8 protein-coding genes and 1 pseudogene are annotated in these 11656 nt (G+C 72.3%); 4 read left to right on the top strand and 5 right to left on the bottom strand.

The genetic code is table 11. The annotated features are described in order from the left end of the window. Positions 1–1954 precede the first annotated feature (1954 nt). The 4 genes from IE330_RS01940 to IE330_RS01925 form a co-directional block, all read right to left on the bottom strand. Positions 1955–2968, bottom strand: a complete 1014-nt coding sequence (locus IE330_RS01940; RefSeq protein ID WP_190134024.1) for a hypothetical protein — start codon at positions 2966–2968, stop codon at positions 1955–1957. Positions 2969–3160: 192 nt separating this feature from the next. After that, positions 3161–4126 (bottom strand): ABC transporter substrate-binding protein, encoded by a 966-nt coding sequence (locus tag IE330_RS01935; protein WP_190134023.1) that lies wholly within the window; start codon positions 4124–4126, stop codon positions 3161–3163. Positions 4127–4244: 118 nt separating this feature from the next. Continuing rightward, positions 4245–4925 (bottom strand): ABC transporter permease, encoded by a 681-nt coding sequence (locus IE330_RS01930; RefSeq protein WP_190134022.1) that lies wholly within the window; start codon positions 4923–4925, stop codon positions 4245–4247. Next, entirely contained in the window at positions 4922–5662 is a 741-nt protein-coding gene (locus IE330_RS01925; RefSeq protein WP_190134021.1) for an ABC transporter permease, read from the bottom strand. The genes IE330_RS01930 and IE330_RS01925 overlap by 4 nt, the downstream gene beginning before the upstream one ends. 244 nt (positions 5663–5906) lie before the next feature. On the opposite strand from IE330_RS01925, the gene IE330_RS01920 reads away from it, so the two are divergent. After that, complete coding sequence (locus IE330_RS01920; protein WP_190134020.1) at positions 5907–7064, top strand: ABC transporter ATP-binding protein; 1158 nt, start codon at positions 5907–5909, stop codon at positions 7062–7064. Between the two features lie 107 nt (positions 7065–7171). On the opposite strand, the gene IE330_RS01915 is transcribed toward IE330_RS01920, so the two are convergent. After that, positions 7172–8305: an alpha/beta hydrolase gene (locus tag IE330_RS01915; protein ID WP_190134019.1), complete on the bottom strand. Its 1134-nt coding sequence runs from the start codon at positions 8303–8305 to the stop codon at positions 7172–7174. Between the two features lie 282 nt (positions 8306–8587). On the opposite strand from IE330_RS01915, the gene IE330_RS01910 reads away from it, so the two are divergent. From IE330_RS01910 to IE330_RS01900, 3 genes and pseudogenes are all read left to right on the top strand, one after another. Continuing rightward, positions 8588–10414, top strand: coding sequence for a phosphatidylglycerol lysyltransferase domain-containing protein (locus IE330_RS01910; protein WP_190134018.1), 1827 nt, complete (start codon positions 8588–8590; stop codon positions 10412–10414). A gap of 30 nt (positions 10415–10444) precedes the next feature. After that, positions 10445–11377: a dihydropteroate synthase gene (folP, locus tag IE330_RS01905; protein ID WP_229925268.1), complete on the top strand. Its 933-nt coding sequence runs from the start codon at positions 10445–10447 to the stop codon at positions 11375–11377. Then, positions 11374–11493: pseudogene (locus IE330_RS01900) on the top strand (nuclear transport factor 2 family protein); the annotation flags it as partial. The gene folP and the pseudogene IE330_RS01900, both read left to right, overlap by 4 nt. Positions 11494–11656 lie beyond the last annotated feature (163 nt).

Here is an 11656-nt window from a genome sequence, read left to right as displayed (position 1 = left end):
GCCCGTCACCGAAAACCCCACTCACCCGCGCGTGACCACCCAACCTCACCGGACGCGGGTCGGCGCAGAGCGCCGCGGGTGCGCCTTCGGCTGCCCGTCACCGAAAACCCCACTCACCCGCGCGTGACCACCCAACCTCACCGGACGCGGGTCGGCGCAGAGCGCCGCGGATACGCCTACGGCTGCCCATCACCGAAAACCCACCTACCCGCGCGTGACACCCAACCTCGCCGGATGCAGGCCAGCGCAGAGCGCCGCGGGTGCGCCTTCGACTGCCCGTCACCGAAACTCACACCCACCCATGCATGACCACCCAACCTCACCGGACGCAGACCGACGCACAGCGCCGCGGATACGCCTTCAGCCACCCTCACCAAAACTCCCACCCACCCGCGCGTGACCACACAGCCTCACCGGACGCAGGCCGGCGCACAGCGGCCACGAGTACGCCTTCGACCGCCCGTCACCAAACCTCACACTCACCCGCGCGTGAACATCCAGCCTTGCCGGACGCGGACCGACGCACAGTGCCGCGGATACGCCTTCGACCACCCGTCACTGAAAACCCCACCCAGCCGCGCGTGACCACCCAGCCTTGCCAGATGCGGGTCGGCGCGGAGCGCCGCGGATACGCCTACGGCCGCCCGTCACCGAGACTCCCACCCACCCGCGCGTAACCGCCTGGCCCCGCCGCGTGCGGGTCGGCGCGGGGCGCTGCGAGTGCGCCTTCGGGTACCCGTTGCAACAAACCCCTGCGAACCGCTCCCTGTGGCTCCTGGCTCCTCGGGCCTAGCCAGGGTCGGGGCCAGCGCGGAGCGCTGCGGGTGCGTTTTGGGTGCCTGTCGCAGGACTTTCCGCCCACCTACACATGACCACATGGCTTCGCCGGGACCGGTCCGGTGCGGAACGCTGCGCGTATGCCTTCGGCTGTCCGCCACGAAATCCCCATCCGCCACCCGTGAGCGTCTGCCTTCGCCGGGTCCGGGTCCCGGTATGGCGCAGCGCGCTGACGAGTGTGCCTTCGGGGATCCGCCACAAACACCTGCCGTGTGCCCGCCTGCGACTCCCCGGCCTAGCAGGGTCGGAGACGGCGCGGGGCGCTGCTGTTGTGTCTTCGGGTGTCCGTCACAAGAGGCTCCGCCCGCTTGCCCGTGACGACCGGCTCACTGAGTTCGCGGCCCGCGCTGAGCGCTGCGGCGGGTTTGTCTTTGGCGTCCCGTCGCAGGAATCTTCCCCGCCCGCGGCTGTCCTGCTGGACGGGTTCGGCCCGTGTGGAGCGGCTGTGGAGGAGTCTTCGGCTGTCTGCCACAGGCCCCCGCATTGACCACCCCTTGCGACCTGGCTGTGCCATGGCATCCGTCTCGGCGGCTGCCAAGGTGGGGGCGGGTGGGTGGGCCCGGCCTGGCGGGGGCCGTGTGGCCGGACCACGGGCCGGGTCTGACGGGGCCACCGCAGGTTCCGCGCCGCGGCGGGGGGCGGGCGGTGGGGCCAGCCCCAGCGGGCCGACGCCGCTCCGCTAAGGGCGGCGGAGGAGCCAGGGTCGCACCCGTTGGCGGGCCCAACCAGGCAGAGGGCGTTCGGCCAGACCAGGACGGCTGGGGCCAGGCCCGGGCAGCCGTGGCCAGGCCGACCGGCCGTGGCCGGGCCCGGGCAGGCTCCCTCCGGCAGGGAGCAGTGCCCCGGCGATGGCAGGGGCGACGCCACGCGGCGACCTCCCCGAGGACCGGTCGGACGGCTGGGGCCAGGCCGACCGGCGGCCGAGTCCGGGCAGGCCCCCTCCGGCAGGGAGCAGCGCCCCCGGCGACGCCACGGGGCGACCTCCCCGAGGCCCGGTCGGACGGCTGGGGCCAGGCCGGACGGCCGTGGTCGAGCCCGGGCAGGCCTCCTCCGGCAGAGCAGTGCCCCCGGCGACGCCACGAGGCGGCCTCCCCGAGGGCCGGTCGGAGGGTGGGGGTCAGGCCCGGAGGGCTGTGCGGAGGCCCTGCATGTCGATTTGCTCCGTCTCGTCGTGGGCGGTCAGGTCGATGACCTGGCCCACCCCGCGCTCCGCGTCCGTCGTCGCGTCCGCGGGCTTGAACTCGGCCTCGGCCTCCGCCTTGTGCACCGCGAGGGCCTCCTCGCCCACCACGTCGGCGAGGTCCTCGTTCTGCACGGCGTCCAGCGCGGCCGGGGCCGTGCTCTTCGCCGCCGTGCTCTTCGTGCCGAAGAAGTCGAAGCCGCCCTCCTCGGCGGGCTGACGGACCTGCGCCGGCGGCACGACCGCCGCGGCGGCCGGGACCGTCACGTGGACGGGGTCGGCGGCGGCCCGCTCGTGTCCGTCCCCGGCCGGCTCGGCCGGGGCGGGAGCATCGCCGGGCCCGGCGGGTCCTTCCTCCCCTTTGGCGGTCGGCTCCGCCGGGGCCGTGAGGTGGTCAAGGGCCGCGTTGGCCTTGCCGTACAGCGCCGCCGTCAGCGTGCTCGTACCCGCGGGAACCGCCTCGTCCGGGGTGCCGCCGGTGAGTTCGAGCGGCGACGAGGTCTCCATCGCGAGCAGCCGCTGCCCTTCGAGGGCGCTGGCCCGCTCGGTCTCCGCCGTCGCGTACCGGCGCAGCAGCGCCGCGTGCTCGTTGCGCAGCGCGGCCAGCTCCGCCCGCTTGGCGCGCAGCTTGTTCTCCAGCCTGGCCCGCAGGGCGCGTGCCTCGTCGAGGTCGGACTCGCACTCCGCTATCCGCTCCTCGTACCGCCACTCCTCGCTCGCCCGCACCCGGCCGAGCTCGGCGACCCGCTTGCCCGCGGCCCGGTCCCAGCGGCGCATCACGACCGAGCCGACGACGGCGCTCGCGGCCGCGGCGGCGGCGAGACCGCGCAGGACGACGGGTTCCGCGAACAGCCAGGCGCCGCCGGCGCAGACCAGGGAGAAGCCTGCGACCGCCGAGGGTGGAAGCAGCCGGTGCAGTGGCGGGGAATGGCGGTGACGTCCACGTGGCATGGCCAGAAACTTACCGCGCGTAGGCGAAGTCTGGTGCCTCGCCCGCCAAAATCCCGGTGCCCCCACCGCAACTCCCCGCCCTGCCGCGCTTCTTCTTCTCCGACCGGTCACTCCATCTCCTCCGGCTGGATTCCGCAACCCGGCGCGCGCACCGCGTGCCCGCTTCGCCCCTACGCCGCCGCTCCTTCCCGTTTACTTGTCGATCAGGCCCTTGGACTTCAGATAGTCCTCGGCGACGTCGCCCTCCTTCTGCCGCTCCTCGTCGACCTTGCGGTTCAGTTCGATGAGGTCCTCGGTCGTCAGTGTCTTGGTGAGCTTGCCGAGCGCGGCCGCCACCTCCTTGTCCCCCGCCGACTTCTCGTTCACGACGGGGAGGATGTTGTCGGCGTTCTGGAGCTTCTTGTCGTCCTCCAGGATCACCAGGCCGAAGTTCTTCAGCGTCGCGTCCGTGGTGGTGGTCAGGACGAGCTGGTCCGTGCCGTTCTTCACGGCCTGCTTGGACTGCGTGGTGCCGACGCCCTTGGGGTCGATTCCGGCGACGTCGATGCCGTACTTCTTCTTCAGGCCCGGCGCGCAGAACGGCCGCGTCTCGCATTCGTCGCCGGCCGCGATCCTGACCTTCTCGCCCGACCTGCCGAGGTCGGAAAGCGTCTTGAGCTTGTGTTCCTTGGCGTATTCCGCGGTGACGGCGAACGCGTTCTGGTCCACCGCCCGGCCCGCGGGGAGCACCTTGAGGCCGTGCGGCTCGGCCAGCTTCGTCAGCGCGCGGACCGTCGTATCAAGATCACTGGAGGCGACGGGCTTCGCGTCGGCGCCGTTCTTCTTCAGGTTGAGGAATTCCGCGAGGGTGGCCGCGTATTCGGGCGCGACGTCGATGGAGCCCTTCTTCAGCTCGGGCTCGTACACCTCGCGGTTCTGCACGGTCTTCACCGAAGCGTCGTAACCGGCGTCCCGCAGGACGCCCGCGTACAGCTCGGCGAGCACCTTCTGCTCGGTGAACCGCGCCGAACCCACCACGATCTCGCCCTTGCCGCCGCCCGAGCCCTTGCCGTCATCCTCCAGGCTGTCGCCGCCGCACGCGGTGAGCCCCGCGCCCAGCGCCACGACGATCGCGGCCGTCCCTGTCATCCGCCGCGCGCGGCGCGTCCTGCTGTTCATCGGTGAACCACCATTCGAGAGTGACGAGGTCCGGGGCCGGGCCCCGGGGTCGTAGGGATCGGAAAGACCGAAAGGGCCGAAAGGGCCGCAGGGTCGGAGGGATCGGGCGACCGGGTCGTCAGCCGCTCACGCGCGACCTTCCCCGCATCGGGTCGAAGACCCGCCCCAGCAGGACGAGCACGCCCTCCACGACCAGCGCCAGCACCGCCACCAGGAAGGCGCCCGCGACCACCTGCGGGGTGTTCTGGAGGTTGAACCCGGCGGTGATGATCCGGCCCAGGCCCCCCTCCCCCGCCATCGCGGCGAGCGTCGCCGTGGCCACCACCTGGACGGCGGCCGACCGTACGCCCGTCATGACCAGCGGGTACGCCAGCGGCAGCTCGACCCGGGCGAACACCTGGCGGCCGCTCATGCCCATGCCGCGCGCGGCCTCCACCACCGCGCGGTCCACCTCGCGCATGCCCACGTACGCGTTCGTCAGGAGCGGTGGCACGGCGAAGAGCACCAGGGCGATCAGCGTCGGCACGTCCCCGTGCTCACCGAGCGGGGTGAGCGTGAGGAGGATGAGCACGGCGAGGGTCGGCACCGCGCGGCCCACGTTCGAGATGTTGACGGCGAGCGCGCCGCCCTTGCCGATGTGCCCGAGGAGGAGCGCGACGGGCAGCGCGACGACGCACGCCACGGCGAGGCACACCCCGCTGAAGTAGAGGTGCTCGGCGAGGCGGTGCCACACCCCCTTCTCGCCCTGCCAGTTGGCGGACGTGGTCAGCCAGTCGTAGGCACCGGATATCGCGTTCATACGGGCTCAGCCACCTTGCCCACCCCGGGGGCCGCGTCCGCCGTGCGCGCGGAGCGGCCCGTACGTATGCGACGCGCCCGCGTCCAGGGCGTCAGCCAGTACTGGAGGGCGAGCAGCAGCAGGTCGGCGGCGAGCGCGAGCAGCACGCACAGCACCGACGCCGTGAGGACCTGGGCCTTGAACTGGGTGTCGAGGCCGTCGAGGATCAGCGTGCCGAGGCCGCCGTAGTCCACGATCGCGCCGACCGTGGTGAGCGCCACCGTGGAGACCGTGGTGATCCGTACGCCGGCGAGCAGCGCGGGCAGCGCCAGCGGCAGTTCGACCTCCCACAGCAGCCGCACCGGGCCGTAGCCCATGCCCCTGGCGGCCTCTCTCGCCTCCTCGGGGACGGCGCGCAGGCCCGCGAGGATGTTCCGGACCAGGATCGTCAGCGAGTACAGGACCAGGCCGGTGATCACCAGGGACACGGAGAGGCCGAAGAGCGGCAGCAGCAGCGAGAACATCGCCAGCGACGGGATCGAGTACAGCACCGTCGTCACGCCGAGGATCGGCGCGGCGAGGAACCGCCAGCGGCGGGCGAGCAGCGCGAGCGGCAGCGCCACCGCGACGCCTATCGCCACGGACGCGGCCGTGATGCCGATGTGCTGCACCGTCGCGTCGGTCAACTCCTGGCTGCGTGAGCGGACGTACTCGCCGCAGATCCAGTCGTTCGTCACGAGACAGTTCCGCTTGCTCACCCGCCCCGCCTCCCCCGATTCCCCGTAAGCCATGCCGGCCGGACCTGTGCTTCATCGCACACGTGCCGCGTGTCCTGTCGACCACACACGCCCGCCCGCGAGTGGCCGCGTGCGCCCGCCCGTACACGACCGCGCGCACACTGCCCTTTGTCCCGCGACCCTAACGCCGGGCACTGACAATCGCCGAGACTCGTACGACGGGCGCAACACGGCCTTCACATCACACGCGCCACAATGGGGACCCATGATCCGGTTCGAACACGTGACCAAGCGGTACGCGGACGGCACGACCGCCGTCGACGACCTGTCCTTCGAGGTCGGCGAGGGTGAACTGGTCACGCTCGTCGGCCCGTCGGGCTGCGGCAAGACCACGACGATGAAGATGGTGAACCGGCTCATCGAGCCCACCAGCGGGCGGATATTCCTCGACGGCGAGGACATATCCGGCATCGACCCGGTGCGGTTGCGGCGCCGCATCGGGTACGTCATCCAGCAAGTCGGCCTGTTCCCGCACAAGACGGTCCTGGACAACACGGCCACCGTGCCGCACCTCCTCGGCGTCAAGCGCGCCAAGGCCCGTGAGCGCGCCGCCGAACTCCTCGACCTGGTCGGCCTCGACCCGGCCGTGTACGGCGGCCGCTACCCCGAGCAGCTCTCCGGCGGCCAGCGCCAACGCGTGGGCGTGGCGCGGGCCTTGGCGGCCGACCCGCCGGTGCTGCTGATGGACGAGCCGTTCGGCGCGGTCGACCCGGTGGTCCGCGAGCATCTGCAGAACGAGTTCCTCCGGTTGCAGCAGGCCGTACGGAAGACCGTGCTGTTCGTCACGCACGACATCGAGGAGGCGGTCCGCCTCGGGGACCGCATCGCCGTCTACGGACACGGCCGCGTCGAGCAGTTCGACACGCCCTCCACCGTCCTCGGCTCGCCCGCGACGGAGTACGTGGCGGACTTCGTCGGCGCCGACCGGGGGCTCAAGCGCCTGTCGGTGACGCCCATCGAGGAGGGCGACCTGGAGCAGCCGCCGGTGGTGCACCTCGACGACCCGCTGCCCGCCGAGCTCGACGCCCCCTGGGCCGTCGTCCTGGACGGCGAGAACAACCTGCACGGCTGGATCTCCGCCGAGCACGCGCGCGCGGGCGGCGGCACGGTGCGCGAGCACGCGCGGCGCATGGAGGCCTGGCTGCCGGTGGGGGCCAGCCTCAAGCAGGCGTTCTCGACGATGCTCCAGCACGACGCGGGATGGATCGCGGTCATCGACGAGCACAGTGAGGGGCGGTTCCTCGGGGTGCTGACGCCCGCGCGGCTGCACGAGGCCCTGCGGCGGTCCACCGCGGCCGACGCGCGCGCCGTCGCGCGCGCGGACGTCGAGCTGGAGACGGTGGCCTCGGTCGGCGGCGCCTGACGGCCCCCGCGATCCCGCGACCCCGGAGGGGTACGCCCGACAGATGCGCCCACCCGCCCCTGAGGGACGGGTGGGCGCGGCCGGGCAGGCGAGAGGTTCCGTACGGCCTACCGCACGTCCGAGCCGCCCGTCAGGCGGCCACTCATCCACACCAGCGACGCCGGGATCTCACGGCGCCAGGTGTTGAAGTTGTGGCCCCCGCTGTCGAGGATGATCGACGAGACCCGCGTCGGCGGCTTGACCTTGTCGATGAACTTCAGGGTGTCCTTGTAGTTGCCCTCGCCCTTCTTGCTGCTGCTCACCAGCAGGGAGGTCTTCGGGGGCGGCATGTGCTCCAGGTACCACATCAGGTTGGCGCGGTCGCGCAGGCTCTTGTCGCCGTGGAAGAGGTTGCCCGTGGTGACGTCCTCCGCGGCCTTGTAGTAGCCCGACAGGCTCACCGCCGCGCCGTACACGCGCGGGTGGTGCATCGCGAGCTTCAGGGCGCAGTAGCCGCCCGTGGAGTCGCCGATGATGCCCCAGGAGTCGGGCTTCTTGCCGGCGCGGAAGTGCTGGGTGATCGCGTCGGGCAGGTCCTTGGCGAAGAAGGTCTCCGACTGCGGGCCGCCGGGGATGTCCACGCACTCGGTGTCGCGCGGCGGGGCCACCGTCGGCCGCATCATGACCAGGATCATCGGCTGCATCTTGCCGTCCCTGGCCTGCTTGTGGGCGGTCTGCGGGTAGTGCAGGCCCTTGATGAGGGCCTCCGCGGTGCCGGGGTAGCCGGTCAGGACCACGGCGGCCGGGAAGGTGCGGTGGCGGTACTGCGGCTGGAAGTACTCCGGGGGCAGGTACACGTAGGCGGGGCTCGCGATCTTCGAGTGCCGGCCCTGGACCTGGACCTTCTGGATCTGGCCGCCGATGCGGGGGGTGTTCCCGCCGGGCACGTCCACGGACTGCGTGTCGGTGACCTTGACCGGGCCCTTCTCGCCGTTCAGCACGTCGTGGTCGACGACGACCCCCTTCTCGGTCTCCTGCCCGAACAGGTCCGCCCAGCTCGCGTAGAACCCGAACGTCTGGTTGGCGAAGAGGCCGACCGACGCGAAGACCGCGACCTGGGTGGCCAGCAGCAGGCCGACGCGCCCCGTGACGGCGCGCCAGTTCTGCCGTGCCAGCCGCGGCCACAGCCAGACCGTGCCGATGAACAGCAGCACGGCCAGCGCGATCGCGAGTGCCAGCACTTTGTTGCTCGTGAGACCCATGGGAAGATCCTGCCTGCGCTTTCTGCCTGTTCGCTCCCCGGGGGGCCGGAAGGGCGAGCTCCGGTCGGGGGCAGAGCCCTGGGTCCGGGTTTGGCCTGGGCTTTCCTCGGCCTTGGCGTGCCTTTTCCGTCACCTTTGGGCCGGTTTTCCGGTTCGGAGTGAACCGGTGTCCCTGAAGGACCGTCCTAGAGGGCGCAATATCGCCGGATGCCGCCTTCGGCACCGGATCGAAGCTCTCTCGCAGAACTACGGGATGCGATGTCTGTCAGGATAGATGGGGAAATGTCGGGTGTGGTTCCAGAGGGTCCAGAGGGTAAGGGTGGGCTGCGCCGCATCCTCCGTGGGCCCCGCCCCGAAGCCGTCCCCACCTGGGTCGCCAGAGCCTGCACGCTCGTAGGACTCCTGAACGTGGCGGCGGGTGTGTTCCCCCGCTTCCGCCACAGCCGCCTGCACATGGTCGCCGAGGTCCTCCCGGGCCTGTTCGGGCCGTTCGCCGCCGCGCTCGCGCTGAGCTGCGGCGTGCTCCTGCTGCTGCTCGCGCACGGCCTGCGCCGCCACAAGCGGCGGGCGTGGCGCGCCGCCGTGGTGCTGCTGCCCGTGGGGGCCGTGGCGCAGTTCACGTACCGGCACTCGTTCATCGGCGTGCTGATCTCGATCGCGCTGCTCGTGCTGCTGATCCGGCACCGCGCCGAGTTCGCCGCCCTGCCCGACCCGCGCAGCCGCTGGCGGGCGCTGGCGAACTTCGTCGTCCTCGGGGCCGGCTCCCTCGCCCTCGGCCTGGTGATCGTCAGCGTGCACCCGGACAAGGTGGTCGGCGACCCCAGCATCTCCGAGCGCCTGATGCACGTCCTGTACGGCCTGTTCGGCGTCGAGGGCCCCGTGGACTACACCGGCCGCACCCCCTGGACCGTCGGCTTCTCGCTCGGCGCCCTGGGTCTGCTCACCGCCCTCACCACCATCTACCTGGCCTTCCGCCCCGAGCACCCGGCCGCGCGCCTGACCCAGGACGACGAGGCCCGGCTGCGGGAGCTGCTCGCCAAGCACGGCGCCCGCGACTCGCTCGGCCACTTCGCGCTGCGCCGCGACAAGGGCGTGGTGTTCTCGCCGAGCGGCAAGGCGGCGGTCACGTACCGCGTCGTGTCCGGCGTGATGCTGGCCTCCGGTGACCCCATCGGCGACGTCGAGGCCTGGCCGGGCGCCATCGAGCGCTTCATGGACGAGGCCAAGGCGCACTCCTGGACCCCCGCCGTCATGGGCTGCTCCGAGACCGGCGGCCAGGTGTGGACGCGCGAGACCGGCCTCGACGCCCTGGAGCTCGGGGACGAGGCGGTGGTGGATGTCGCGGATTTCTCCCTGTCCGGGCGCGCGATGCGCAACGTGCGCCAGATGGTCAAGCGGATCGAGCGCAATGGCTACGAGACGCGCGTACGGCGCATCCGTGACCTCGGCGAACAGGAGCTGGAGCGCATCCAGCGGGCCGCCGACGCCTGGCGCGGCACCGACACCGAGCGGGGCTTCTCCATGGCCCTCGGCCGCATCGGCGACCCCGACGACGGCGACTGCCTGATCGCCACCGCCCACAAGGCGGACGAGCAGCCCGGCCCGTACGGCGACCTGAAGGCCGTCCTGCACTTCGTGCCGTGGGGCAAGGACGGCGTCTCGCTCGACCTGATGCGCCGCGACCGCTCCGCCGACCCGGGCATGAACGAGCTGCTCATCGTGGCCGCGCTACAGGCCGCGCCGAAGCTCGGCATCGCGCGCGTGTCGCTGAACTTCGCGATGTTCCGCGCCGCCCTCGCCCGCGGCGAGAAGCTGGGCGCCGGCCCGGTGCTGCGCGCCTGGAGGGGGCTGCTGGTCTTCCTGTCGCGCTGGTTCCAGATCGAGTCGCTGTACAAGTTCAACGCCAAGTTCCAGCCGCGCTGGGAGCCGCGCTTCGTGGTCTACCGCACCAGCCGCGACCTCCCGCGGATCGGCTTCGCGGCCATGCAGGCGGAGGGGTTCGTGACCCTCGGCCTGCCGCGTTTCCTGCGCGGCCGCGCCGCGGGCCGCCGCCCCTGCCCGCACCAGTCGGTGCGCTCCGCCGAGCAGCACGAGGTCCGCGCGGCGTAGCACCCACGCGCGCGGGCCTAGGCTGGAGGCATGAGTACGTTGCGCGGGCGGGGACGGGTCGAGGGGCTTCCCCGGTGGGACCGCTGTGCGGTCATGGGGGTCGTGAACGTGACGCCCGACTCCTTCTCCGACGGCGGCCGCTGGTTCGACACCACGGCCGCCGTCAAGCATGGCATCGACCTGGTCGCCCAGGGCGCCGACCTGGTCGACGTCGGCGGCGAGTCGACCCGGCCCGGTGCCACGCGCGTGGACGAGGACGAGGAGCTGCGCCGGGTGGTGCCCGTGGTGCGGGGCCTGGCCCGCGAGGGCGTCACGGTCTCCGTGGACACCATGCGCGCCTCCGTGGCCCGGCAGGCGCTCGCCGCGGGCGCGGTGCTCGTCAACGACGTCTCCGGCGGCCTCGCCGACCCGGACATGGTGCCCGTGGTGGCCGCCGCGGGAGCGCCGTTCGTGGTCATGCACTGGCGCGGCTTCCTGTCGGACCTGCGCGCCAAGCCCGTGTACGAGGACGTCGTCTCCGAAGTGGTCGAGGAGATCCACGCGCGCGTGGAGGCCGCGATCGCGGGCGGCATCGCCCCCGAGCGGATCGTCGTCGACCCCGGCCTCGGCTTCTCCAAGGACGCCGAGCACGACCTGGCGCTGCTCGCCCGCCTGGACCGGCTGCGCGAACTCGGCCGGCCGGTGCTCGTCGCCGCGTCCCGCAAGCGCTTCCTCGGCCGGGTCCTGGCCGGTCCCGGGGGCTCGCCGCCACCCGCCCGCGAGCGGGACGCCGCCACGGCCGCCGTCTCGGCCATCGCCGCGCACCAGGGCGCCTGGGCGGTCCGGGTGCACGAGGTACGGGCGACGGCGGACGCGGTACGGGTGGCCCAGGCGGTGACGGACGCGGCGGACCACCGCCCCGGCAGCACCCCGGGCACGGCGGCGGGCGGCGGGGACGCCGCCGGAGCGGCGGGCGCTCGGTGACACGCGCCAGGACGGACGTCGAGCAGGTCCAGGAAGCCAACACCGCCTTCTACGAAGCGCTGGAGCGCGGCGACTTCGACACGGTGTCCGACCTGTGGCTGGACCCGGCGGACCTCGCGGACGGCACCGGCAGCGGCGGCCCGTCGACCCTGACCACGGCCATCCCGCGCCTCGTCGAGGACCCCGAGGGCCCCGAGGACATCGCGGACGTCCGGGACGTCACCGAGGTCAGTGGGATCACGGAGATCACGGAGATCACAGACCTCAGGGGCCTCTCGG

The organism is Streptomyces longispororuber, assembly GCF_014656095.1.
GTDB classification, from domain to species: Bacteria; Actinomycetota; Actinomycetes; order Streptomycetales; family Streptomycetaceae; genus Streptomyces; species Streptomyces longispororuber.
Note: the sequence above shows the minus strand (reverse complement) of the source record. Positions and strands in the feature narration are given on the sequence as shown.